This is a genomic window from Sphingopyxis selenitireducens (assembly GCF_051550705.1).
Taxonomy (GTDB): domain Bacteria; phylum Pseudomonadota; class Alphaproteobacteria; order Sphingomonadales; family Sphingomonadaceae; genus Sphingopyxis.
The window spans coordinates 437,501-460,906 of record NZ_JBPULG010000006.1 but is presented as its reverse complement, the minus strand read 5'-3'; the positions used below and the strand labels follow the sequence as shown (position 1 = coordinate 460,906).

At 64.6% G+C, this 23,406-nt stretch carries 22 protein-coding genes; 13 read left to right on the top strand and 9 right to left on the bottom strand.

Annotation, left to right across the window (positions count from 1 at the left end):
* Positions 1-17: 17 nt before the first annotated feature.
* Positions 18-1,304 (top strand): cytochrome P450, encoded by a 1,287-nt coding sequence (locus ACSYDV_RS20820; RefSeq protein ID WP_438325941.1) that lies wholly within the window; start codon positions 18-20, stop codon positions 1,302-1,304.
* Positions 1,305-1,482: 178 nt separating this feature from the next.
* Here the strand turns inward: ACSYDV_RS20820 and ACSYDV_RS20815 are convergent, their stop codons facing one another.
* Positions 1,483-1,893 carry an acyl-CoA thioesterase gene (locus ACSYDV_RS20815; RefSeq protein WP_438325940.1) on the bottom strand — a complete coding sequence of 137 codons (411 nt, stop codon included), beginning with the start codon at positions 1,891-1,893 and terminating at the stop codon, positions 1,483-1,485.
* A 70-nt stretch (positions 1,894-1,963) separates the two neighbouring features.
* Positions 1,964-2,434, bottom strand: a complete 471-nt coding sequence (queF, locus tag ACSYDV_RS20810; protein ID WP_438325938.1) for a preQ(1) synthase — start codon at positions 2,432-2,434, stop codon at positions 1,964-1,966.
* A gap of 158 nt (positions 2,435-2,592) precedes the next feature.
* Between queF and ACSYDV_RS20805 the strand changes: the two genes are divergently transcribed.
* From ACSYDV_RS20805 to ACSYDV_RS20785, 5 genes are all read left to right on the top strand, one after another.
* Positions 2,593-3,918 carry a hypothetical protein gene (locus ACSYDV_RS20805; RefSeq protein ID WP_438325937.1) on the top strand — a complete coding sequence of 442 codons (1,326 nt, stop codon included), beginning with the start codon at positions 2,593-2,595 and terminating at the stop codon, positions 3,916-3,918.
* Positions 3,919-4,110: 192 nt separating this feature from the next.
* Entirely contained in the window at positions 4,111-4,953 is an 843-nt protein-coding gene (gene sseA / locus ACSYDV_RS20800) for a 3-mercaptopyruvate sulfurtransferase (RefSeq protein ID WP_438325936.1), read from the top strand.
* A 162-nt stretch (positions 4,954-5,115) separates the two neighbouring features.
* Complete coding sequence (gene chrA / locus ACSYDV_RS20795) at positions 5,116-6,450, top strand: chromate efflux transporter (protein ID WP_438325935.1); 1,335 nt, start codon at positions 5,116-5,118, stop codon at positions 6,448-6,450.
* Between the two features lie 20 nt (positions 6,451-6,470).
* On the top strand, positions 6,471-7,682 hold the full coding sequence (metC, locus tag ACSYDV_RS20790) for a cystathionine beta-lyase (protein WP_438325934.1): 1,212 nt from the start codon (positions 6,471-6,473) through the stop codon (positions 7,680-7,682).
* Positions 7,679-8,620: a mechanosensitive ion channel family protein gene (locus ACSYDV_RS20785; protein WP_438325933.1), complete on the top strand. Its 942-nt coding sequence runs from the start codon at positions 7,679-7,681 to the stop codon at positions 8,618-8,620. The genes metC and ACSYDV_RS20785 overlap by 4 nt, the downstream gene beginning before the upstream one ends.
* Here ACSYDV_RS20785 and ppa read toward each other — a convergent pair.
* Together ppa and ACSYDV_RS20775 are read right to left on the bottom strand one after the other, a co-directional pair.
* Positions 8,617-9,153, bottom strand: a complete 537-nt coding sequence (gene ppa, locus ACSYDV_RS20780; RefSeq protein WP_438325931.1) for an inorganic diphosphatase — start codon at positions 9,151-9,153, stop codon at positions 8,617-8,619. The genes ACSYDV_RS20785 and ppa overlap by 4 nt on opposite strands.
* Before the next feature lie 85 nt (positions 9,154-9,238).
* Positions 9,239-11,161 carry a M61 family metallopeptidase gene (locus ACSYDV_RS20775; RefSeq protein ID WP_438325930.1) on the bottom strand — a complete coding sequence of 641 codons (1,923 nt, stop codon included), beginning with the start codon at positions 11,159-11,161 and terminating at the stop codon, positions 9,239-9,241.
* 95 nt (positions 11,162-11,256) lie between these two features.
* On the opposite strand from ACSYDV_RS20775, the gene hisS reads away from it, so the two are divergent.
* The 6 genes from hisS to ACSYDV_RS20745 all read left to right on the top strand — a co-directional run bounded on the left by hisS (position 11,257) and on the right by ACSYDV_RS20745 (position 18,565).
* Positions 11,257-12,504 (top strand): histidine--tRNA ligase, encoded by a 1,248-nt coding sequence (gene hisS, locus ACSYDV_RS20770; RefSeq protein ID WP_438325929.1) that lies wholly within the window; start codon positions 11,257-11,259, stop codon positions 12,502-12,504.
* Positions 12,504-13,571, top strand: a complete 1,068-nt coding sequence (gene prfA, locus ACSYDV_RS20765; RefSeq protein WP_438325928.1) for a peptide chain release factor 1 — start codon at positions 12,504-12,506, stop codon at positions 13,569-13,571. The genes hisS and prfA overlap by 1 nt, the downstream gene beginning before the upstream one ends.
* A complete protein-coding gene (prmC, locus tag ACSYDV_RS20760) occupies positions 13,564-14,388 on the top strand; it encodes a peptide chain release factor N(5)-glutamine methyltransferase (RefSeq protein WP_438325926.1) in 825 nt (274 codons plus the stop codon). The genes prfA and prmC overlap by 8 nt, the downstream gene beginning before the upstream one ends.
* A gap of 254 nt (positions 14,389-14,642) precedes the next feature.
* Positions 14,643-15,506: a DUF4167 domain-containing protein gene (locus ACSYDV_RS20755; protein WP_438326013.1), complete on the top strand. Its 864-nt coding sequence runs from the start codon at positions 14,643-14,645 to the stop codon at positions 15,504-15,506.
* Positions 15,507-15,582: 76 nt separating this feature from the next.
* On the top strand, positions 15,583-16,968 hold the full coding sequence (locus tag ACSYDV_RS20750; RefSeq protein ID WP_438325925.1) for a DUF4139 domain-containing protein: 1,386 nt from the start codon (positions 15,583-15,585) through the stop codon (positions 16,966-16,968).
* A gap of 10 nt (positions 16,969-16,978) precedes the next feature.
* Positions 16,979-18,565 carry a DUF4139 domain-containing protein gene (locus tag ACSYDV_RS20745; protein WP_438325924.1) on the top strand — a complete coding sequence of 529 codons (1,587 nt, stop codon included), beginning with the start codon at positions 16,979-16,981 and terminating at the stop codon, positions 18,563-18,565.
* Between the two features lie 8 nt (positions 18,566-18,573).
* Here the strand turns inward: ACSYDV_RS20745 and ACSYDV_RS20740 are convergent, their stop codons facing one another.
* Together ACSYDV_RS20740 and ACSYDV_RS20735 are read right to left on the bottom strand one after the other, a co-directional pair.
* The gene (locus tag ACSYDV_RS20740; RefSeq protein WP_438325923.1) at positions 18,574-18,960 is read right to left on the bottom strand and encodes an acyl-CoA thioesterase; all 387 of its coding nucleotides are present in this window, start codon (positions 18,958-18,960) and stop codon (positions 18,574-18,576) included.
* Entirely contained in the window at positions 18,957-19,259 is a 303-nt protein-coding gene (locus ACSYDV_RS20735) for a hypothetical protein (protein ID WP_438325922.1), read from the bottom strand. Before ACSYDV_RS20735 ends, ACSYDV_RS20740 begins: the two co-directional genes overlap by 4 nt.
* 133 nt (positions 19,260-19,392) lie before the next feature.
* Here ACSYDV_RS20735 and ACSYDV_RS20730 point away from each other — a divergent pair, with 133 nt between their 5' ends.
* Positions 19,393-19,824 carry a CBS domain-containing protein gene (locus tag ACSYDV_RS20730; protein ID WP_438325921.1) on the top strand — a complete coding sequence of 144 codons (432 nt, stop codon included), beginning with the start codon at positions 19,393-19,395 and terminating at the stop codon, positions 19,822-19,824.
* On the opposite strand, the gene ACSYDV_RS20725 is transcribed toward ACSYDV_RS20730, so the two are convergent.
* The 3 genes from ACSYDV_RS20725 to ACSYDV_RS20715 are packed head-to-tail and all read right to left on the bottom strand — an operon-like array spanning position 19,821 to position 23,302.
* Complete coding sequence (locus ACSYDV_RS20725; protein ID WP_438325920.1) at positions 19,821-20,819, bottom strand: glycosyltransferase family 2 protein; 999 nt, start codon at positions 20,817-20,819, stop codon at positions 19,821-19,823. The two genes, ACSYDV_RS20730 and ACSYDV_RS20725, sit on opposite strands and share 4 nt — an antisense overlap.
* Positions 20,819-22,294, bottom strand: a complete 1,476-nt coding sequence (locus ACSYDV_RS20720) for an oligosaccharide flippase family protein (RefSeq protein ID WP_438325919.1) — start codon at positions 22,292-22,294, stop codon at positions 20,819-20,821. The genes ACSYDV_RS20725 and ACSYDV_RS20720 overlap by 1 nt, the downstream gene beginning before the upstream one ends.
* Before the next feature lie 6 nt (positions 22,295-22,300).
* Entirely contained in the window at positions 22,301-23,302 is a 1,002-nt protein-coding gene (locus tag ACSYDV_RS20715; protein ID WP_438325918.1) for a glycosyltransferase family 2 protein, read from the bottom strand.
* Positions 23,303-23,406 lie beyond the last annotated feature (104 nt).

Sequence of the window (23,406 nt, the reverse complement as noted above, 5' to 3'; positions counted from 1 at the left end):
TGCGGCAGTTTCGTTGCATGATAAAACCTGTATTGCCTGGAGAGGTAGCCGCCGCCGTCGTCAATCCCGCCGCATACGGCAACTGGGATCCGCTGCACGAACACTTGGCCTGGGCGCGCGCCAACGCCCCGCTCGCGGTCGCCGAGAATCCGGATCACGACCCCTTCTGGCTCGTGACGCGGCATGCCGACATCATGGCCATCAGCCGCGATCCCCAGAATTTCGCCAACGGCATCCGCCCGACGGTGCTGACCAATCGCGACGGTGAGGCGCTGGCGCGCGCGGCGACGCCGAACAACGACGGCCATCTGATCCGCTCGCTGGTCCAGATGGATGCACCCGATCATATGAAGTACCGGCTGCTGACCCAAAGCTGGTTCATGCCGAAGAATCTGAAGATCGTCGAAGAGCGCGTCCGGCAAATTGCGCGCGACACGGTCGAGCATATGCTGTCGCTGGGCGGGGAATGCGATTTCGCCCGCGATGTCGCGGCGCATTATCCGCTTCGCGTCGTCATGGATATCCTCGGGGTGCCGCCTGAGGACGAACCACGCATGCTGATGCTGACGCAGCAACTCTTCGGATCGACCGACCCCGAACTCAACCGCAGCCGCGAAGCGATCACCAGCGCCGAACAGGCGATCGCGATGCTCGACTATGTCATCGCCGACTTCACCCAATATTTCGCCGCACTGACCGCCGACCGCCGCGCCAACCCGCGCGAAGATATTGCAACGGTGATCGCCAATGCGACGATCAATGGCGAACAGATCCCCGATCGCGAAATGTCGGGCTATTACATGATCGTCGCCACCGCAGGGCACGACACGACAAGCGCCTCAACCGCGGGCGCGATCATGGAGCTCGCGAAAAATCACGAGTTGTTCGCGCGTTTCCGTGATGCCGACAGCGACAAGTCGGGGTTGATCGAGGAAGCGATCCGCTGGGCCACCCCCGTGCAGCATTTCATGCGCAGCGCCAAGGCCGATGTCGAGATCGGCGGGCAGGTGATTCGCGAAGGCGACTGGCTGATGCTGAACTATGTCTCGGCCAACCGTGACGAGGCGGTGTTCGCCGATCCCTTTGCCTTCGATCCCGACCGCGAGAAGAACCAGCAAATCGCCTTCGGTTTCGGCGCGCATGTGTGCCTGGGTCAGCATCTCGCGCGGATGGAGATGCGCATATTGATGGAGGAATTGCTGCCGCGCCTGAAGAGCATCGAGCTGGCCGGCGAACCTGCGCGGGTCGAATCGGTCTTCGTCGGGGGGCTGAAGCGCCTGCCGATCCGTTTTGAGGTGGCATGACGACCATTTTCTATCGAAGTCGATTTTGCTCCCTCATCATCCCGGCCCCCTCGTCATCCCGGACTTGATCCGGGATCCACAGCAACGCTGAGGTCACGGACCCCGGATCAAGTCCGGGGTGACGAATTGAGGGTGAATCAACGTCCGTTTCCGACCCCAAAGCGGGCGCCGCGGTCGCCTAAACCTTCTCGGCCGGGAAGAAGCGCGCGATCACGTCGCTGGCCAGCCGCGCAGGGCGCAATGTTTCGGCGTCGATGCAGCACCAGCTCGATTTGACCTCGGCCAGTACATCCTCGCCGCGCCGGATAATCGTTTCGTAAAAAGCGCGCGCGCCCTGCACCTTTTCGAGGATCACTGTCGCGATGACCTGATCGTCGAGGAAGGCGGGGCGGCGATAGGTGATCTCGTGCTTCAACGCGACCCACAGATGTGCCGCGACCGCGTCGGGCGGTGCGATGTGGCGCCAGTGGGCAAGCACGGCTTCCTGCACCCAGCTCAGATAATGGGCATTGTTCACATGCCCCATGAAATCGATCTGGTCGGCGCCAACGGCGATCGCATGGTCGTGCGGAAGGGAAACGCTGCTCATAATGTTGACACTAGTGTCAACATATGATGACGGAAAGATGAAATTCAACAAATTTTGTTGGAATCACGCCTTATCCGCGCCCGCGATAGGAAGCGACGCCCTGATCGGGAAGCCACAAAGCCTCGGGCGGCGCGCCCGACTGCCAGAAAACGTCGATCGGTATGCCGCCGCGCGGATACCAGTAACCGCCGATTCGCAGCCATCGCGGCTGCATCTCGTCGAACAGGCGGCGACCGATGCCGACCGTGCAATCTTCATGAAAGCCCGCATGGTTGCGGAAACTGCCGAGGAACAGCTTGAGGCTTTTCGATTCGACGATCGTTTTGCCGGGGGCATAATCGATGACGAGATGTGCAAAATCGGGCTGGCCGGTTACCGGGCAGAGCGAGGTGAATTCGGGCGCTGCAAAGCGTACCAGATACAGCTCGCCGGCCCGCGGATTGGGTACATAATCAAGGACGGCGACCTCGGGCGAGGCGGGAAGGTCGCTGGATCGGCCCAAATGCTTGGGCGCGAGCGGGGGATGGCTGGAATCACTCATGGCTTTCGTCTAGTGCCCAGCGCGGCCAATGTCATCGTCAAGATGATCGACGGACATCGGGGCGGGTTCAGTGCCAATTCATTGGCGCCGGCCCAGTTGAGACAATTCGGGATCGCGGACGAAGAATGACACACAGGCATTGGGCGCAGGGAAGCAGGGTGGCCGGGGTGTCGCTGGCTGCGCTGGCGTTGTCGCTGGCGGGCGCTGTTCCGGCATGGGCGCAAGACAGCGAGACGCAGGCGCCTACGCGGCCATCCAGCCGCCCGATGGATTTCCGTCTGCCCCCCGCCGACGATGGTCGCTCGACGGGCGTACAGGGTCCGTCGGATAACGGCCTGCCACCGCTTGCGCCCGGCGAGCGGCGTGGCCAGCCGACTCCGGCACCCGCCCCGGCTCCGCAGATTGCACCGCCCCGAGTCGCCCCGACTCAGCCGGCGCCTTCTACGGCGACGCCCGCGCCGACGCGCCGCGAAGCCCCGGCGCCGACGGCTCCGGCCCAGCGCGCGGCACCCGCTCCCGCCGCGGATAGCGCGGCTCCTCCGCCCGCGACCGGCGGCGCGGAAGCGGCGCCGGTCGATAATATAGCTCCCCCCGCCACGGCTTTGCCGTCGCCGCCCCCGTCGGACGATAGCGCGCCCGTATCGGCTCCCGCGAGCGGAGAGGGCGGCACGCCATTTTGGGTCTGGTTGCTCGCGGGACTGGCCGCGATCGGCGCAGCTATCTGGTACTGGCGCCGTCGTCCGGTGCCCGTGGATGCAGTCTCTCCTGAAGAGTTTGAGGCACCGGCGCCTGTAGCGCCGCGCCCCGCCGCGCGGGCAGTCACTCCGGTTCAGCCGCGGCCCGCAACCCCGGCCCCACCGCGTCCGGCACCACCGCGTCCGGCGACCCCGGCTGTTCAGGCGCCATCTGTGCCATCGACGTCCATGCCGTCGACCCCGGCACCGCTCGTCACCCGGCCGGTGGACGAACAGCGCGCGATGGTGGCGATGTCGCTCCAGATCCACGCGATTCGCCTCACCGCCGAACAGGTTGCGGTCAGCTTCACGCTCGACCTGACCAACGAGGGGGCCGTTGCTGCGACCGGCCTGATGATCCGTATCGCGCTGGGGCAGGGATCGGCGATGCCCGAAGCGGTGCTCGCGCGCTTCTTTGACGGCGCGGGCGGCAGCGTCTTGCGCGATGATATCATGCTTGCGCCTGGGGAAAGCGATCGGGTGTCGAGCGACGTCTTGTTGTCCCGCGCCGCGATCGACCCGCTGATGATTGGTGGCAAGCCGATGCTGATCCCCGTGCTGGCGTTCGACGTAACCTATCATTGGGAGGGGACGGGCGATGCCTTCGGCCAGTCCGCGGCGAGTTTCGTACTCGGCCGCGCGCCGGCCCCCGGGGCGGGCGACAAGCTGGCGCCGCTGCCGCTCGACCGGCCTTCCTGGACTATCGACCTGCCCGGTGCACGCCCGACCGCAATCCGGCGGCGCCAATAGCTTTTGTGTTGCGGTGCAGCATCGGCTGAGGCAGAGCGTTGCTGCGCTTGAAAAAGGGCGAGGCGGGGCATAGGCTGGCAACTTCCCCCGCAAAAAGAGCGGGGGACGAACCCCAAAGCCACAGCAGGATGGCCGACGGGCGGGAACAGGAAGAGGCCGGGTTCCGCCGTCGGATCGAAACAGGAGCATGACATGGACGCCTTGGTCTCTACCGACTGGCTGGAACGCGAACTGGGGGCATCGGACCTGCGGGTCGTTGATGCGACGAAATTCATGGCCGATGCCGGGCGCGACGCCCGCGCCGAATATGAAGCGGGGCACATCCCCGGCGCCGTATTCATGGATCTGGCCGAACTCGCCGACGCCAACGCCGGCGTCGAGAATATGGCACCGCCCGCCGAAAAATTCGCCAGCCGTATGCAGTCGCTCGGCCTCGGTGACGGCAGCCGCATTGTGATTTACGACGATAGCCCGCTCAAGAGCGCGGCGCGCGCCTGGTGGCTGCTCAAATTGTTCGGCGCGCACGACGTCGCGCTGCTCGACGGCGGCCTCGCCAAGTGGAAAGCCGAAGGCCGCGCGCTTGAAATGGGCAAGCAGACGCTGCGCCACCGCCACTTTACCGTCTGGCGCGATGCCAAGGCGGTGCGCACGAAGGACGAAATGCTGGCCAATGTCGCGAGCGGCACCGAACAGGTCGTCGATGCACGTCCCGCCGCGCGTTTCTCCGGTGAAGAGCGCGACCCGCGTCCGGGCATGGCGCCCGGTCATATCCCGGGCTCGCGCAGCCTGCCGCACAGCAGCTTGTTCAACGCCGACGGCACATGGAAGCAAGGCGATGAGTTGAAGGCTGCATTTGATGCCGCCGGGGTCGACCTCGACAAGCCGCTCGTCACTACCTGTGGCAGCGGGATGACTGCAACCGTGGTTGCCTTTGGTGCGCATTTGCTCGGCAAGGAAGATGTCGCGGTATATGACGGCAGCTGGACCGAATGGGGCGCCGATCCGGCAACGCCGAAGGCGACGGGCGCCGCCTGACGCCGACAGCGCACTTTCCCGGCTGCGCGTTTTTTCTTTCTTGCTCCGCCCCGGTGCACCGCGTTAGGCGTGTCGCATCGGGGCAAGGCAACCTCCCGGTCAGGCGTCAGCGCCCAAGCGTTGCTTTTTCACCCGGCTTCGCCGGATGGGAAAGTGTTGCACATGACCGGCTTGCCTGACGAAATCCCTTCTCTTTCCTGCCCAACCTTCGCCGAAGCGGTGCGTGCCTATGCCCGCATCGGCTGCCTCAGCTTTGGTGGTCCGGCGGGACAGATTGCGCTGATGCACCGTGAGTTCGTCGATGAGCTGCGCTGGGTCGAGGAGGATCAATTCCTCCACGCGCTGAACTTCTGTCACCTGCTACCGGGCCCCGAAGCGCAGCAACTTGCGACCTGGATCGGGTGGAAATTGCACGGGACACGCGGCGGGATCGTCGCGGGGCTGCTGTTCATCCTGCCCGGGGCGCTGGTGATGGCGCTGCTCGCGATGCTGTATGTCGTCGCAGCGAACCTCGACTGGTTCGCCGCCATCTTTCTCGGGATCAAGGCTGCGGTGCTGGCGATCGTCGTTCAGGCGCTGCTGCGCATCGGCGGGCGGGCGCTGACGACGCCGCTCAAACGCGCGATTGCCGTCGTGGCGCTGATTGGCATCGCAGTGCTGGCCTTGCCTTTTCCGCTGGTGATCCTCGCGGCGCTGCTCACCGGCTATGCGGCGGCGCGCTGGCGTCTGGCGTGGATCGGGCTCAGCGCGGGTGCCCTGTCTGGCAGCGCATCGCCCGGGCCGGCTCCGTGGCGTTACAGCGTCAAGGCAATCGTCCAGTGGAGCGCAATCTGGGCGGTGCCGCTGGTGCTGATCTTCGTTACGCTGGGGCGCGGACATGTCCTTTGGGACATTGGCCTGTTCTTCTCGCAGCTCGCGATGGTGACCTTCGGCGGCGCCTATGCCGTACTCGCCTATATGGCGCAGGAGGCGGTGACCGGCTTTGGCTGGCTTTCGGCGGGCGAGATGGCCGACGGGCTGGGGCTCGCCGAAACGACCCCGGGGCCGCTGATCCTCGTCACGCAATTCGTCGGCTTTCTCGCCGCGTACCGCGAGGCCGCGCCCTTCACCCCGCTCGTCGCCGGGCTGCTTGGCGCAGGAGTTACTTTGTGGGTCACCTTTGCCCCCTGTTTTCTGTGGATTTTCACCTTTGCGCCGTGGATCGATCGCATGGAGCGTGCCGCCGGGCTTAAGGGCGCGCTCGCGGCGGTGACCGCCGCCGTCGTCGGGGTGATCGCCAACCTGTCCTTGTGGTTCGCGCTGCACGTGCTGTTCGGGCGGCTGGTCGTGGTCGAATGGGGACCGGTCGCGGTGCAGATGCCGGTGCTGGCAAGCGTGCAATGGGATGCGCTGGGGCTTACTCTCCTCGCCGCGGTGTTGCTCTTCCGCTTTCGCTGGGGGATCATCCCGATGCTGGCGCTTTGCGCCGGGGTGGGCTTGCTGCTGGATTTTGTCTGACCCCACGCTAACAGGGGCTTATGAGCAAAGACAAGCATAGCGACGATCCGCTCCGCCCTGCGACGCAGCTGGTTCAGGGCGGCCGCCGGCCCGAATGGACCGGCGACCCGCGCCTCGGCGGCGGGGTCGTCAACCCGCCGGTGTGGCGCGCATCGACGATCCTTTACGACAATATCGCCGACATGAAGGCGCGAGGCCATGCGACCCATGACCAGCTCTATTACGGCCGGCGCGGAACGCCGACGGTGTGGGCGCTGGCCGACGCGCTGACCGGGATGGAGCCGGGGGCGGAAGGGACATTGCTCTATCCGTCCGGGGTTGCGGCGATCACGGCCGGTCTGCTCGCCCTGTTGTCGCCGGGCGATCATCTGTTGATGGTCGACAGCGCCTATGAACCGACGCGATCCTTCTGCAACGGCATGCTCGCGCGGATGGGCGTCACGACCACCTATTATGATCCGCTGATCGGCGCGGGCATCGCCGACCTGATTACTCCCGCAACGAAGTTGATCTTTCTCGAATCACCGGGCAGCCTGACCTTCGAGGTGCAGGATATTCCTGCCATCGTCGCGGCGGCGCGCGCGCGCGGCGTGCTGACGATGCTCGACAACACATGGGCGACGCCCTTGCTCTTTCCCGCGATGGCGCAGGGCATCGATGTGACGATGATGAGCCTGACCAAATATGTCGGCGGCCATTCGGACGCGATGATGGGTTCGCTGACCGCGAACAAAGCGGCCTGGCCGCGTCTCCGGCAGGCGACCTATCAGCTGGGCCATGCGGTCTCACCCGACGATTGCGCGCTGATGCTGCGCGGTCTGCGCACGCTCGACGTGCGAATGGCGCGGCACGGCGAAAATGGGCTGAAGGTCGCAAACTGGCTCGCGGGCAGAGCAGAGGTCGCTCGCGTCCTCCATCCCGCACTGCCCGGCGATGCCGGTCACGCGATCTGGGCCCGGGATTTTCTCGGCACCAGCGGCTTATTCGGCTTCACGCTGAAGGGGGTCGACGAGGGCGCGCGAACGCGCTTCATCGACGCATTGCATCATTTCGGCATCGGCTTCAGCTGGGGCGGCTATGAAAGCCTGGTGGTGCCGAGCGACCCGGCGAACATCCGCACCGCGACGGCGTGGACCGACCCCGATCCGCTCGTCCGCCTGTCGATCGGGCTCGAGGATCCGGCGGATCTGATCGCCGACCTCGAACGCGGATTTGCGGCGATGGCGGGATGAGTATTTCGGTCGACCTGCGCGGAGGAATCACGCGGACGATTGAGGCGATGCAGACGATCGGGCTCGACGTCGGCTCGTCGCGGCTGTCGCTCTATGGGCTATTTTCGGCCGTCATCGTCGCGGTGCTGCTGTATCTTGCCGTGAAGCTGACGATGCGTGCGATCAAATGGCTGCTCCGCCGGAACACCCAGATCGACGATACCCAACGGTTGCTGACCGAGAAGCTGATCGCGATCGCGCTGTTCGTCTTTGCACTGCTCTTTGGCATCGACCTGCTTGGCATCGACCTCACCGCACTCGCGGTCTTTTCGGGCGCCGCAGGCCTCGCCATCGGCTTCGGGCTGCAAAAGACGGTCGGCAATCTGATCGCGGGCATCATCCTGTTGATGGATCGCTCGATCAAGCCCGGCGACGTGATCGTCGTCGGTGACGGCAGCAGCATGGGCGGTTCGGCGGCGCTCAATGGCATCCCGAACGTCGGCCGCGTCGCCAAGATCGGGGTGCGTGCGGTCAGCGTCGTGACACGCGACGGCAAAAAGCATCTGATCCCGAACGAATTGCTGATGACCCAGCCTGTCGAGAACTGGAGCTATTCGAGCCGGGAGGTCCGGGTGCGGATGCGCGTTCCGGTCGCCTATGAAAGTGATCTTCGGCTCGCGCAGAAATTGATGGTGGAAACCGCCAAGACCAATCCACGCATTCTTGCCGACCCCGAACCTGTGGTGTGGATCACGGCATTCGGCGAACGCGCGGTCGAGCATGAGCTGCGATACTGGATTTCGGATCCCGAAGCGGGTCTCGGCAATATTCAGGGCGACGTGTTTCTGGGCATCTGGGACAGGTTCCAGGATGCAGGGATCGTCATTCCCTATCCGCGACAGGATGTGCGGTTGGTCGGGGCGCCGGACGAAGTCGCAGCGCCCCGAAAGTCAGATTAGAAGCCGATCTTCTTTGCGCGCTCGATGCACTCGACGATGATGCGCTTGGCTTCGTCGACATCGCCCCAGCCGTTGAGCTTGGCCCATTTGCCGGGCTCAAGATCCTTATAGTGGGTGAAGAAATGCTCGATCTGCTGCATCACGATCGGCGGCATGTCGGTGTAGCTCGTCACTTCCGAATAATAGGGGAAGGTCTTGTTGACGGGAACGCAGAGCAACTTCTCGTCACCGCCGGCGTCGTCTTCCATAAGCAGCACGCCGATCGGGCGGCACTTGACCACCGCACCGGCGATGATCGGCGAGCGTGCAACGACCAGCGCGTCGAGCGGGTCGCCATCCTCGCCCAGCGTGTGCGGGACGAAACCATAGTTGGCGGGGTAGCGCATCGGCGTGTGCAGGAAGCGATCGACGAACAGCGCGCCCGAGGCCTTGTCGAATTCATATTTCACCGGCTCGCCGCCGATCGGCACTTCGATCAGCACGTTCAGGCTGTCGGGGGGGCTGTCACCGGCGGGAATCAGGTCGATACGCATGGGAGAGAATCCTTTGGTTTTTGAATCGGACGCCCCTTAGCCGCTCGCATCGCGCGAAGTCGAGACGCGAACCGATGAGCGGTGCCTAAAGTGCCCGGCGCGGGGCCAATAGCCGATCGAACCAGTCGGGGCCACTGCCCGTTTTCTCTAGGTGCGGCCAGCGCAGCCCCCCGTGATAGCCGATGTCGATGTTGCGATAGCGTCCGCCGCGTTCGACGATCAGCCTGACCGGCGTTTTGCCGTCGGTTGCGGCGCGGACCGCGGCTTCGATGCGCTCGCGGCTATAGCTGACGCCATCGACCGCGACGATTTTCGTCCCATTGATGATATCGGCGAGAAAGGCGGGACCGTTCCACAAGATGTTGCCTGCGACGCCCTCCTTGTCGATCGTCATCCCCAGCGAATGGGTGAGGTCGGCATTTTTCGCCTGCGCCATGCGGTCGCGGTCATAGGCATTGGGGGCGTCGCGCCAGACGAGGCGGTATCCGGCGGCCTCGATTCCGCCGACGGGTGCCGGGCGGCCGGGCGTCTGCATCCGCTCGCGCAGGAATTTCGCCCAGTCATGGGGGTAGACGGCGTTGAGCGCCGCGACGACATCGTCGAAATCATAGGTGTCCTGACCCCAGTCGCCCTCGCGCCCGCCGAAAAAGGCCCGCGCGAAATCGTCGAGGCTCTTCGCATCGCGGGTCGCTCCCCGGATCAGCATGTCCGCCTCCAGCCACATCAGCGACCCTTCGTTATAATAATCCTCGGTCCGCGTGGCGCTGGGGAAGGCGCGCGCTTTACGCCCCGCAATCACCGGATCGAGCGTCGTATCTTCGACCGATCGCCAGTCGCGCCCGGCCTGCGCGCTGTAGAAACCGGCGTTGGTCGCCCATTCGGCGAGGACCATCTCCTTTGACTGCATCCCCGACCTGCCCGCGAGGACGAGGTCCCAATAGCTTGTCTGCCCTTCATAAACCCACAGCAGATTGCCCTGCATCGGCGTCCGGAAATCGGGGGTCCACAGCTTATCCGGCCGGCGATATTTGCCGTTCCAGCTGTGGATCAGCTCGTGCGGCAACAGCCCGCGTTCGCTGTCATTATCGTTCCATTTGGTGAAATAATCGGGGCTGCGGCTGTTCTCGCTCGACCGGTGATGTTCGAGCCCGATGCCGCCGAGTTCGTCGGTCAGCGCGAGCAGAAATTCATAGCGATCGAAATGGCGGGTGCCGAACAGGGCGACCGCCTCGGACACCAGCGCGGCGTGGCGCGCGATATGGTCGGGGCTCGCTTCCAGATATCTGGCATCGTCGGCGACGACATTCAGCGTCACCTTCTGACCAAGGTCCCATTTGCGGAAATATTTGCCGGCGAACATCGGGCTGTCGACCAGCACCTCATAATTGGTGGGCGCATAGCTGTAGCGATTGCCGGAGATTTTGAGCCCGTCGAGCGCTGCCGCGCCGGTCCAGCCGTCGGGCAAAGCCACTTCAAGCTGCACCGGAATCTGGCGGGTGAAATAACCGGCGGGATAGAGGCTGACCTGCTCCCATTGCAGGTTCATCATCGCCGGGGTCGCGACCACCCGGCCCTCGCTCGCCCGCGTCGGCGACAGGAAGTCGAAAGCGACCTCGATGCTTTTCACCCCGGCGGGCACGTCAATGTCAAAGGCGTAGACGTCGGTCGGCTGGCGCGTCCAGCTGATCGGCTTGCCGCCCGCGCTTGCCTGAAACGCCGCCACTTCGGCGATTGCGCCGCGCGGAGCGTGCTTGCCGGGCAGCCATTCTGGATAGAGCAGGGTCAGCTTGCCATTCTTCGCGACCGGGATCGTTTGCCGAACGCGGAAAATCCCGCGGGTGAAATCGCGCGCATCGACCTTGAGCTGCATCATGCCGGGGTAAGGCTTGTCGGCGGGCAGGGGGATGGTGAGCGGCTGGACGACCGGCTGCGGGCGGCTGTTGCCATCCTGTGCATGAGCGGCGGGGGCGGCGATCAGGGCCGCTGCGGCGAGCAGTGCAATTTTCATGGTATAATTATCTGCCCACAAATCGCCGCGAGGTCCAGTCGCCGGTCTGCAAGCCCACTTTGCGTTTCGGCGAAAAAGCATTAGACGCGCCCGCCATGAGCAAGGACAAATCCGCGAAGATTCCGACCCCGCAGCCCGTGCGTGGCACCCAAGACATGCTCGGCGATTTCGCCGACCGTTTCGCGCATGTCGTCGACACCTTCGACCGGGTGCGGCGCCTTTATGGCTACAAGCGCATCGAGGTGCCGGTAATCGAGCCGACCGCCGTGTTCGCCCGCTCGCTCGGCGAAACGACCGATGTCGTTTCGAAGGAAATGTATAGCTTCGAGGATCGCGGCGGCGAATCGATCACGCTGCGCCCCGAATTCACCGCCGGGATCGCCCGCGCCTATATCAGCAACGGCTGGCAACAGTTCGCGCCGCTCAAGGTCGCGACCCATGGCGCGCTGTTCCGTTACGAGCGCCCGCAAAAGGGCCGCTATCGCCAGTTCCACCAGCTCGACGCCGAAGTGATCGGCAGCGACAGCCCACTCGCCGATGCCGAATTGCTCGTCTTCGCCGACCAGATTCTCAAGGAACTCGGCATATCGGAGGGCGTGACGCTGACGCTCAACACGCTCGGCGATGCGGCTAGCCGCGATGCCTGGCGCGCCGCGCTGGTCGAGTATTTCGAAGCCCATCGCGGCGATCTCAGCGAAGACAGCCTCGCAAGGCTCGACAAGAATCCGCTCCGCATCCTCGACAGCAAGGATCCGAAGGACCGGCCGGTCGCCGACAGCGCCCCCGATATCGACGCCTATCTGACCAGCGAGGCGCAGGATTTCTTCAGTGCGGTGACCGCGGGGCTCGACGCTGCAGGCGTCGCGTGGGAACGCAATTCGCGGCTGGTGCGTGGGCTCGACTATTATCGTCACACCGCGTTCGAATTCGTCACCGACCGCTTGGGCGCGCAGGGCACAGTCCTTGGCGGCGGACGCTATGACGGGTTGATCGAAGCCCTTGGCGGCCCGCCGACGGCGGCGGTCGGCTGGGCGGCCGGGATCGAGCGGCTGGCTATGTTGCTCGCCGACGACGTCATCGACAATCGCCTGGATGTGGTCATTGCGGTCGAGGACGATAGTCAGCTTATATTCGCGATGAAGGCGCTGACGCGGTTGCGGGCGGGCGGCTTTTCGGCCGAAATCGTCACCAGCGGATCACCGCGCAAGCGCTTCGACAAGGCCGCGAAAATCCCGGCGCACGCGCTGATTTCGATCGGCGTGCGCGACGATGCGCTGCACATTAACGTGCGAGGCGACGGCGAACGGGCGAAGGCAGCCGAAGAGATCGTCCGCGCGCTCTGATGGCCAGTGTTTCCGCCAAACAGATCGACGCGATCATCGAGCGCCATGCCGCGCTGCAGGCGCGCATGGCGACGGGCGATATGGCGCCCGCCGATTTCGTGGCGGCATCGAAGGAATTTGCCGAGCTGGAACCCGTCGCGACCGCGGCGCGCGAAGTGGTGCGGCTGCGCGGCGAACTCGCCTCGCTGACCGAAATGCTCACCGACCCTGAGATGAAGGCGATGGCGGCCGAGGAAATCTCGGCGGTCGAGGAGGCGCTGCCCGCTGCCGAGCATGATCTGGCGATCAGGCTGCTCCCCAAGGATGTCGCCGATGCGCGCGCCGCGATGCTTGAAATTCGCGCCGGAACCGGCGGCGACGAAGCGGCGCTGTTCGCTGGCGACCTGCTGCGCATGTACAGCCGCTATGCCGACGGACAGGGCTGGAAGGTCGAACTTATCTCGGCGAACGAGACCGATGGCGGCGGCTACAGGGAAGTCGTCGCGTCGGTGTCGGGGCAGGGCGTGTTCGCCAAATTGAAGTTCGAAAGCGGGGTTCACCGTGTCCAGCGGGTCCCCGCGACCGAAAGCCAGGGCCGCATCCACACCAGCGCCGCGACCGTCGCGGTACTGCCCGAGGCCGAGGAAGTCGATGTCGCGATCAACGACAGCGACCTCAAGATCGATATTTACCGCGCGTCGGGTGCCGGTGGTCAGCACGTCAACACGACCGACAGCGCGATTCGCATCACCCATATCCCGTCGGGCCTTGTCGTGATCCAGCAGGATCAGCGCAGCCAGCACAAGAACCGCGCCAAGGCGATGCAGGTGCTGCGCGCGCGGCTTTACGATCTCGAGCGCGAGAAGATCCACAGCGCCGAAGCATCGGCGCGCAAGTCGATGGTCGGGTCGGGCGACCGCTCCGAACGCATCCGCACCTATAATTTCCCGCAAGGCCGTGTGACCGATCACCGCATCAACCTGACCCTCCACCGCCTGCCCGAAATATTGGAAGGGCAGATGGACGAACTGATCGACGCGCTGATCGCCGAGGATCAGGCGCAGCGGCTGGCGGGACTGGGTGACTGACGTTTCCTCCGCGCTGCGCCACGCGGCGCAGCGGTTGGCGGCGGTGTCGGATACCCCGCGCCTCGATGCAGAGCTGCTGATGGCGCATGCGCTCGGCGTCGAGCGGCAGGCGGTGCTGCTCGATCCGGCGCGTTATGGCGTACCGGCGGATTTCGGCGCGCTGGTCGACCGGCGCATGGCGCACGAGCCTGTCGCCTATATCGTCGGTTACCGCGACTTCTGGACGATCCGGCTCTCCGTTGGTCCCGGGATGCTGATCCCGCGCCCGGACAGCGAAACGCTGATCGAGGCGGCCGTCGAATATTTTGGCGCCTATGGGCCGCGCCGTATTCTCGATCTGGGAAGCGGGCCCGGAACGCTGCTCCTCGCCGCGCTGGCCGAATGGCCAGAGGCGCACGGCCTCGGTATCGATGAATCCAGAAAGGTCGTCGACTGCGCCGAACGGAATGCCGACGATCTGGCGATGGGCGATCGCGCGCAATTCCGGGTCGGTGACTGGACAGCCGGGCTGGACGGCCCATTCGACCTCATTCTCTGTAACCCGCCGTATATTGCCGACAGCGAAGCCTTGATGCCCGATGTCGCCGCTTACGAGCCGGCCGAGGCGCTCTTCGCCGGTGCTGACGGGCTGGACGATTATCGCCGCATCATCCCGGATCTGCCACGGATATTGGCGCCCGGCGGCATCGCGATCCTTGAAATCGGCCACACGCAGCATATCTCGGTTCGCGAGCTCGCCGAAGCGGCGGGATTTGCGGTCGCCTGCAGACAGGATCTCGGCGGTCGCGACAGGGCGCTTTTGCTGACCCGCACCTGACACCCGCGCAAGAATTCGCTTGGTTTCGCGTCCAAAGCGCGGTAGGGGCGGCTCACAGACCCGACCGGGGTCCCTCGAAGGTCCGGCTGGTCTGTTTCCCACTTACGATGCTGGTGCGGGACCGTGGGGTCCGGTGCAGGCGGTAAAGGGCAAGAACCGCGCTTGAAGCGCGGGCGCGACGCGCAGTTGGCGCGGTCCGCCATAAGGGGTTGGCGTAGCTTATTAGCTTATTCGACAGGATGTTTCAGTTGAACATGAACAACCGGCAGAGCGGTCGCCGTCGCGGCCGCAACAATAACAGCAACAACAATAACAATCGGCCGCAGTCCGGCGGGCGCGGTGGTGTCGATCAGGCGAACCGCATCGACAGCCGCGCACGTGGCAATGGCGCCCAGATGATCGAGAAGTACCGCAATCTTGCGCGCGACGCGCAATTGGCGGGCGATCGGGTCCAGACCGAATATTATCTGCAGTTCGCTGACCATTATTTCCGCGTCGTGAGCGATTTCCGCATCCGGCAGGAAGAAAAGAACGCGCAGAACGGCCAGGAACGCAGCCACGACCGCAGCCGCGAAATTCGCGGCGTCGAGGATTTCGACGGCCATGACGACAGCGATCTCGACATCGAAAATGATCGCGGCAACGACGATAGCGACGGTGGCCAGCGCGACCGCGGCGACCGCGGCGACCGCGGCGATCGCAACGAACAACGCGCCGATCGCAACGATCGTAGCGATCGTAACGAGCAGCGCGGCAACCGCGACCGCCGTGACGACGACGACAATCGCGGCAATCGCCAGCCGCAGAGCCGCGCGCCCCGCCGCGACCGCGATGAAGGCCGTAGCGACGCGCCGGTGGTGAGCGACGCTGCTGAAGCGAATGAAGCGGCCGAGGAAGCAGCGCCCGCGCCGCGTCCCGCACGCCGCGCCCCACGCCGCACGCGTCCGGTCGATGCCGATGACAATGCCGGCATCGATACTGCCGTGCTGCCGCCCGCAATCGGTCGTCCCGAACGCAGTGTGGAAGCCGAGGCAGACGAGGAGGCACCGGCACCCAAGCCGCGCCGTACCCGCCGCACGCTTGCGACGCGCACCACCGACGTGGAAGCCGCCGAGTAAGTACCACATTTCACGCTGGTCTTTGGACCGGACATGACATAGCCTCCCCGCGAGATATTTGCGGGGAGGCTTTTTTATGCGCGCTTTGACAATGGCTTGCGTTCCGGTTGTCATGATCGGGGCGGCGCCTCTTGCGATGGCGCAGGACCCTGCGGCCGCCAATGCGCAGGGCGATGTTGCGGTCACCATCTATAATAATGGTCAGTCGCTGGTGCAGGACGACCGCCAGCTCAGCGTCAGCGCCGGGCGCAACCGCATCGAATTTCCCGACGTATCGGCACGTATCCGCCCCGAAACCGTAACCCTTTCGGGTCCGGGCATTGGCATTGTCGAACAGAATTTCGACTTCGACCTGCTGACCCCGGACAAGCTGATGGACAAAGCGGTCGGTCAGTCGATCACCCTCATCCGCACCAATCCCGCGACCGGCGCCGAACGCACCGAACGTGCCAAGGTGCTCGCCGCGAACGGCGGCATCGTGCTTCAGATCGGCGAACGGATCGAGGTGCTGCGCGACGACGGTCTTCCGGTCCGCGCCGTGTTCGATCGCCTGCCGCCCAATTTGCGCGCGCGTCCTACGCTGTCGGTGACGGTCGACGCCGCGAATGCCGGAACGGTCCCCGCCAGGCTGTCCTATCTGACCCCCAATCTGGGCTGGACGGCAGACTATGTTGCGCTGTTCGACGCCGCGAAAGGCGCGATGGATATTCAGGGCTGGGTGACGCTGACCAACAGCACCGGCACGACCTTCAACAACGCCCGCACCTTGCTCGTCGCCGGCAATCCGGGGGGAGGCGGGGGCTTCCGCCAGATGGACAGCGCCATGGATACGGCCGGGACCGAATCGAACGGTCGCGAACGGCTCGGCGACTATTATCTCTACCCGCTCGCCGCGCGCACGACGATCGCCAACGCCCAGCAAAAGCAGGTGAGCTTCCTCGACGTGAAGGGTGCGCCCGCGCGCTCGACCTATGAGTTCGTCAATCGCTGGATGGGCAGCAGTACCGAGCCGGCGAGCACGGCCAGCGTGCTGCGTTTTTCGACCTCGCGTCAGGGCGGTCTCGGCGACCAGCTCCCTGCGGGAACGATCCGCGTCTATATGCGCGACGCGCGCGGCGACCCGCAGTTCATCGGCGAAAACAGCATCGGGCACACGCCGATGGGTTCCGCCATGTCGCTGCGCACCGGCGATGCCTTTGACGTGAAGGTGCAGACGACGGTCGTCCAGCGGACGCGCAAGAGCGATTCGCGCTGGATCACCAAAATGAAATATGCCGTCACCAATGCGCGGCCCGAAGCGGTAACAGTACTCGTTGCGCAGGACGGCCTTTATGGTGACGTCCGCATCAGCGACGAAAGCCTGAAGGGCGAACGCGTGTCGGCAGATCGTGTCGAATGGCAGGTGCCCGTGCCCGCCAACGGCAAGGCCGAGGTCACCGTCACTTTCGACACGCGCTATTAAGGCTGGCCGCGTGGCGCGCGTCTGGCCATTTGTGCTGTGGAGCGCGGCGCTGCTGGCGCCACTGCCTGCGCTTGCGCAAGCCGCGCCACAGATCGCCGTCTCGGCCAAAATCGATGACGCCGCGGTTACCGTCTATCGCGCTCCTTCGCGCGGCGGCGGGCCGATCAACCCCCATTGGCCGCAGGGTTTCGCCTTCATCACCGAAACGCGGACCGTCACCCTGCCTGCCGGCACTTCGGTGCTGCGTTTCGAAGGCGTTGCCGAGGGGCTGTTGCCCGAAACGGCGGTGGTCAGCGGTCTGCCCGACGGGGTGATCGAAAAGAATCGCGATGCGCGGTTGCTGTCGCCGGCGGGGCTGGTCGATGCCTATCTGAAGCGCAGCGTGACGCTGCGCCGGACCAATATCGCGACCGGCAAAATCGTGGAGCAGGAAGCGGTCATCCAGTCGGGCCCGAATGGGGGGGTGATCCTCCAGACCGCAGCCGGCGTCGAAGCGCTCGCCTGCTCGGGACTGCCCGAGCGCATGCTTTATCGCGAGGTGCCCAAGGATTTGTCGGCGAAGCCCACGCTGTCGGTGCTCGTCGAAAGCAAAGTCGCGCGGACGGTAAAAATTCAGCTTCTCTATCTGGCCGAGGGCTTCGACTGGGCCGCCAACTATGTCGCCGACCGCGGCGCCGACGGAAAGACGCTGGGCCTGACCGGGTGGATCACCGTCGCCAATGGCGGGGTGACGAGTTTTCCGGGCGCGCAGCTCAATGTCATCGCGGGGCGGCTGAACAAGAATTACAGCCCGCCGCTGCCGCGCAGCGCACCGGGGTCGCTCAATCTCAAATGCTGGCCGATGGATATCACGAGCACGCATCCCTTGTGGGAATTGCCGCCGATTATCGAGTTCGAGCGAAATTATGATGGCGCCATGGCCGAGGAAATTGTGCTGACCGCGAACCGCGTCGATCGGCGCGCGCGCGCGATGGCACCGCCTCCGCCCCCTCCGCCGCCGCCGCCCGCACCCCCGCCACCGCCCGCCGAAGATCTGGGCGACCTCAAATTCTATCGCATTCCGTTCCGTGTCGATGTGTCGGCGAAGGGGCAGAAGCAGGTTGCCTTGCTCGCGAAGGATAAGGTCGCCGTCGAGCAGCTTTACGCAGGCACCTTATACGCCAACGGGTCTCCGCGGCCGCTGGTGATGCGCCTGCGCGTCCAGAATCGCGAATCGGACGGATTGGGGCTGGCGCTTCCCGCAGGTACGGCCGCAGTGTTCGAGAGCGTCGGCGGCCAGCGGCTTCTCGTCGGGGAAGCGTCGATCGGTGACAAGGCGAAGGATGAGCGCGTCGATTATGACATCGGCCAAAGTCCGGCGGTGCAGGCTCAGGCGGTGATCAGGGATCGCGATGCGAAGGGCGAGTTCCAGACATGGTATGTGACGCTGACCAACGCGCGGCCCTTTGATGCCGAGGTTGAAATACTGATCCCCTTCGCGCTCGATCCCGCGCCCGTGGATTGGGAGCGGCGGGGAAGCAACTGGGTGTGGCGCGTGCGCGTGCCCGCAAACGACAAGCTGGAGCAGGTGTTCCGGCAGAAACTGAAGGGCGACTGATTCGCCCCTCAGCCTGGCGGCAACGGGCGCGGCCGGTGATTTTCGTCAAGCGCGACAAAGGTGAAGACACCTTCAGTCACCTTCACTTCATTCTCACCGCTATCGCGGGTCGCGATGACCTCCAGCCGGATCGCCAGCGACGTGCGGCCACGCCGTTCGATATGCGCATAGATCGAGATGATGTCGCGCAGCAGGATGGGCGCGATAAATTCCATCGTCTCGATCGCGACCGTTGCAACCGCGCCCTGCGCCGCGCGCCCGGCGACGATGCCCCCCGCGATGTCCATCTGGCTCAGCACCCAGCCGCCGAAAATATGGCCGTTGGCGTTGATGTCGGCGGGGCGCGGAACGACGCGCAAAATCGGGTCGCGCGGGCAGTCTGCTTTGTCGGTCATGGTTTCAAATCCGGATCATCTTCAAAAGGGTCTTCGATCGCCTCGTCATGGCCGCTGCCGCTCGACAGGAAAACGAGCCCCATCAGCGCGGCGCCCAGCATGACGGACAGGCCGACACCGGCGGCGGCGGCGATCATCATATGCAGGGTCAGCGCCTCGCCCATCGACAGGCGCAACCAGCCGAGCGCGAGAATGACGGCGCCGATCGATACCAGCGCCATTCCGCGCATCAATTTACGATAGCGCGTCCAGGCGACTTCGGCGGTGTCGCGATTGTCGAGTGGGGATCGTTTGACCATGGCGGCACCCATGAACCAACCCGCCGCCGAGGCCAAGCGCGAAAGCCGACCGTCCTGCCGCGCCCCTTTTGGCTTGGCGCCGAATCATGATAGGCTTTGATTTCCAGAGAATCGACATGGGGAGCGGCACGGAATGACGATCGGAGCGATACTGCGCGGGCGGACGGGCCCGGTGATTTCGGCGCGGAAGGAAGATCTTGTGCGCACGGTGGTCGATTTGCTGGCTCAGAACCGGATCGGCGCGGTGCCGGTGCTGGAAAATGACATGATCATCGGCATTTTTTCCGAACGCGATCTGGTCCGGCTGATGTCTTCCTATGGTCCCGACGCACTCGATCACACCCTTGATGAGGTGATGACCAAATCGCCGGTGACGTGCGATTCGCAGATGGCCGTGATCGGTGCATTGTCGCAGATGACGCAAAAGCGCATCCGCCACTTGCCCGTTGTCGACAATGGCCGGCTCGTCGGCTTCATATCGATCGGCGATCTGGTCAAATATCGCATCGACCGGATCGAGGCCGAAGCCGCTGCGATGCGCGACTATATTACCGGGGCCGCCTAGATACTGGCGTCTCGGCGCGCGGAACCGGCGGGCAGGCTGAAGCGCAACGCGCGGAGCAGGCTTTTCGGATCGTCGCGCAGATGGTGCCAGAGACGGCCGGTGGCGCGCGCTTCTGTCGATCCGATTGCGCGCCAATATGCGAAAAGGCCGCGGCGCGACGCGTGATAGCGCAAGTGGCCGACCTTTTCCTCGATTGCCATGGACAACCGCGTCAGATTCGCTTGAGTCAGCGTTACGCCGAAATGGCCGTCGCGCAATTTCAGAAAGGCATTGAGCGTCAGTTGTGCGTTGCGCGCGTCATGTTCGGCGCCGGTCTGATTATCCCCTTGGCGATGCACCGTCGCGACCTCGACGAACTGGCAAAGGAAATCGCCCCGGCTGCTGAGCTTGAGCCAGAAGATCCAATCCTCGCCGTGACGATAGGCGGGCATCCGTCCCACCGCTTCGGCGGCGTCGCGCCGGAACATCGCCGCGCAAGTCGGGATCATGCTGGTCAGCAGCAGGGCCGATTGCGGATCGTTCAGCCGGTGCAGGCCGGGGGAGATCGGCTGCGTATCGAGGCCGGGGGTCAGGCAGCGCCGCATCATTGGCACACTGGGGGTACCGTCATTCCATAACTGCAGTGCGTCGGCGAAACTGACGACGGCTTCCGGGTGTGCGGCGAGCGGCGCAGCCAGCCGTTCGAGCGCATCGGGCGCATATTCGTCGTCCGAATCGAGAAAGGCGATTAGCGGGCAGGTCGTCGCCGTCATCGCCAGATTACGCGCCACGCCGGCGCCGCCATTCTCGCTCGCCACGATAAAGCGGACATCAATCGGGTGGCGCCGCGCCCACTCCTGCACGACCTCGCCTGTGTTGTCGTCTGAAGCGTCATCGACGACGATGATTTCACGCGGACGCAGCGTCTGATGTGCGATGCTGTCGAGCGCGCGCACGATCAGATGCGGGCGGCGATAGGTCGCGATGACTACCGCGATATCCCCTGTAGCGGCCATTAATTGTTCCCGGTCGGGTAGGCGTCGCGTCGCCACAGCTTGGCGATCGGCGACGGGGCGAGCCGGACAAGATCGGGAGTGATCGGATGGCGGCACAGGAATAGCGCCCCGATCCACAGCAGTACGCCGGCGATCACCGGGGGGAGCATCTCGATAAAACTCATCGCTGTCGGCGGGATCAGCCAGACGTAGCAGGTGAGCAGCGGCGCGACCGCCGCCGAGGCGCCGAACAGGCTGCGCGCATAAATGGCGCCGAGGCCGCGCCAGTCAAAGCCCGTGAGCCGACGGAGGAAGAAGAAATAGATCAAGAACCAGATGCAGGCATAGGCAACATAGGCCGCCGCCGCCGATTCGACCCCGCGCGATGCTCCGATGCCCAGCAAGGCCAGTGCGATCAAGGTCGTCACGCCATTGCGGCGCAGCACGCCCTTCAATTCGCCGAGCAGGATCGGGACCTGGATGCTCATCGGCAGCGCGACGAAGATCATCTGTGCGACCGCCAGCGCCGACAATATCGGTGCGACCGCGATCCAGCGCGGACCATAGAGCGCGTTGACCAGAGGATAGGATGCGGCGGCGAGCCCCGCCATCGCTGGCCAGACGATCCCGGTATAGCCTGCGACCAGTCGCAAATAGGGCTCGCCGAGCGAACGCCCCTCATCGCGCAGCCGTGCGAGCGCGGGATAGAAGACGCTGTTCACGGCACCGGTCAGCAGGATCATCAATTGCACCGCGAGGCCGCTGGCGCGCGAATAAATGCCCACGGCATAATTGCCAATGACGCCGCCGACGATCAGGTCGGGCGCGCGCGCGGTGATCGAATCGAAAATCAGCAGCAGCGTCGATCCGCCGCCGAAACGCATCACATGCGCGGCGTCGCCGAATCGCATCGGCCACGGGAATATCCATCCATTGCGCCACTGGCTGACCAGCGCGCGCGCGATCTGTTGCGCGAGCGCTCCCCACGCCAGCGCCATCGCGCCATGGCCGGCAGCGGCGAGCGCGACCGACACCGCGGCGTTGGTGATCGCCGCGCCGACCTCGATCATGAAGTCGGAACGGAAATCCATTGCGCGCTGGCGCAGCGCCGTCGGCACGATGGCGAGCGGGACGAAGAGATAGGAGGTGCCGATCACCAGCATCAGCGGCAACAGGCGCGCGTCGCCATAGAGCCACGACAAGGGTTTGGCGGCGGCGAGGATCAGCAGTGCGATGCCCCACGCGACGACCAGTGAAACCGAAAAAGCGGTGCGCAGCTTCTCTTCGCCAAGCTCGGCTTCGCCGACGATATAGCGGTTGAGGCCGAATTCCTGCATCACCGCGATCAGCGCGGTCGCGGCAAAGGCGATCGAGAACAGACCCACCTCGGCCGGCGACAGATAATAGCGCGCAATGACGATGCTGCTCGCAAAGGCGATGCTGAAACTCAGCAGCCTGCTGGCGCTGGCCCACGCGACGGCCTTGCGAACCGACATATTCCGTTACGCCCCGGATGGGGTGCGAAGCGGCCGGCGCCGGGACGATCCCTCATGACGCCGCTTCCGCCAGGCGAGCATCGGCGGAGCGAGCCCGGGAAAGACGCGCCATAATGCAAAGGCGGCCGACCATAAGGGGTTGCCCAGATAATGGCGTTGCGCCTGCAGCGCTTTCAGCCCGTTGCGGGTGTCGCCGGCGATGACCGCGGCCAGCGCTTCCTCCACCTTCGCCCGTTCGAGCTCGCTCTCGCGCCGTGCTGCGGCGATTTGTGCTTCGTGGCTGCCGGGCAGCGCGGCGATCACCTTCTCACATACACGGATATTGCCGTGAATATTGCGGAGCAGATGGACGGAGGCCGAGCCGGGCCGAACCCGGTAATCGGCCAGCACCGCGTCGAGGTAACGCACACGTCCCCCACCGATCAACAGTCTCACCCACAGGTCGAAATCTTCCGAATTCGTCATCGTGGTGTCGAAGCCGCCAATGCGGTCGAAGTCGGCGCGGCGGAAGGTCGACCCTATATATATATTGAACCGGCGCTCGAGCACATCGGACAAGGTGCCGGTCCCACCGCGATTCTGATCGTCGCCAACAACGACATCCTCGCGCGCGACGGCTCCAAAAACGCGGGCGTTGCATGTCGCAATCGCGGTGCCCGGATCTTCCTGCATCGCCGCGACCATCATCGACAGATATTCGGGGCGCAGCAGGTCGTCGCCGTCGAGCAAAGCGATCAGCGGCGCCCGGCTTTCGGCGATCGCCCGATTGCGCGCAGTCGCAACACCATGATTCGCGGTGGCAAGAAAGCGGAACCGGGGATCGGCCAGATAAGGTGCGACGGCGCCCGCCACATCGTCGGGCGCTCCATCGTCGATCACGATCGCCTCCCATTGCGTGAGGCTCTGGGCTAGCAGCGAGTCGAGTGCTTCGGCCACGAGGTGGGCGACACCGTAGGCGGGCACGATGACCGATATATGCGGGATGGGGAGGGGGTCGTGGTTGCTCATCGCCCGCCTCCTAACATGCTTCGCCTAATTTTTGACGAATCTAACGGAAATTAGCATGCCAAACTGGCGCTTAGGGCCGTTTCGAATCAAATATTTCCACCTTT

Bases quoted from the DNA above. Each gene is read 5' to 3' on its own strand.
- sseA (WP_438325936.1), top strand. From the start codon at position 4,111: ATGGACGCCTTGGTCTCTACCGACTGGCTGGAACGCGAACTGGGGGCA.
- ACSYDV_RS20740 (WP_438325923.1), bottom strand. From the start codon at position 18,960: ATGACCGACAAAGCAGACTGCCCGCGCGACCCGATTTTGCGCGTCGTT.
- queF (WP_438325938.1), bottom strand. From the start codon at position 2,434: ATGAGTGATTCCAGCCATCCCCCGCTCGCGCCCAAGCATTTGGGCCGA.
- prfA (WP_438325928.1), top strand. From the start codon at position 12,504: ATGGCCAGTGTTTCCGCCAAACAGATCGACGCGATCATCGAGCGCCAT.
- chrA (WP_438325935.1), top strand. From the start codon at position 5,116: ATGACCGGCTTGCCTGACGAAATCCCTTCTCTTTCCTGCCCAACCTTC.
- ppa (WP_438325931.1), bottom strand. From the start codon at position 9,153: ATGCGTATCGACCTGATTCCCGCCGGTGACAGCCCCCCCGACAGCCTG.
- ACSYDV_RS20720 (WP_438325919.1), bottom strand. From the start codon at position 22,294: ATGTCGGTTCGCAAGGCCGTCGCGTGGGCCAGCGCCAGCAGGCTGCTG.
- ACSYDV_RS20725 (WP_438325920.1), bottom strand. From the start codon at position 20,819: ATGGCCGCTACAGGGGATATCGCGGTAGTCATCGCGACCTATCGCCGC.
- ACSYDV_RS20730 (WP_438325921.1), top strand. From the start codon at position 19,393: ATGACGATCGGAGCGATACTGCGCGGGCGGACGGGCCCGGTGATTTCG.
- ACSYDV_RS20750 (WP_438325925.1), top strand. From the start codon at position 15,583: ATGCGCGCTTTGACAATGGCTTGCGTTCCGGTTGTCATGATCGGGGCG.
- ACSYDV_RS20715 (WP_438325918.1), bottom strand. From the start codon at position 23,302: ATGAGCAACCACGACCCCCTCCCCATCCCGCATATATCGGTCATCGTG.
- hisS (WP_438325929.1), top strand. From the start codon at position 11,257: ATGAGCAAGGACAAATCCGCGAAGATTCCGACCCCGCAGCCCGTGCGT.
- ACSYDV_RS20785 (WP_438325933.1), top strand. From the start codon at position 7,679: ATGAGTATTTCGGTCGACCTGCGCGGAGGAATCACGCGGACGATTGAG.
- ACSYDV_RS20735 (WP_438325922.1), bottom strand. From the start codon at position 19,259: ATGGTCAAACGATCCCCACTCGACAATCGCGACACCGCCGAAGTCGCC.
- metC (WP_438325934.1), top strand. From the start codon at position 6,471: ATGAGCAAAGACAAGCATAGCGACGATCCGCTCCGCCCTGCGACGCAG.
- ACSYDV_RS20815 (WP_438325940.1), bottom strand. From the start codon at position 1,893: ATGAGCAGCGTTTCCCTTCCGCACGACCATGCGATCGCCGTTGGCGCC.
- ACSYDV_RS20755 (WP_438326013.1), top strand. From the start codon at position 14,643: ATGAACAACCGGCAGAGCGGTCGCCGTCGCGGCCGCAACAATAACAGC.
- ACSYDV_RS20775 (WP_438325930.1), bottom strand. From the start codon at position 11,161: ATGAAAATTGCACTGCTCGCCGCAGCGGCCCTGATCGCCGCCCCCGCC.
- ACSYDV_RS20820 (WP_438325941.1), top strand. From the start codon at position 18: ATGATAAAACCTGTATTGCCTGGAGAGGTAGCCGCCGCCGTCGTCAAT.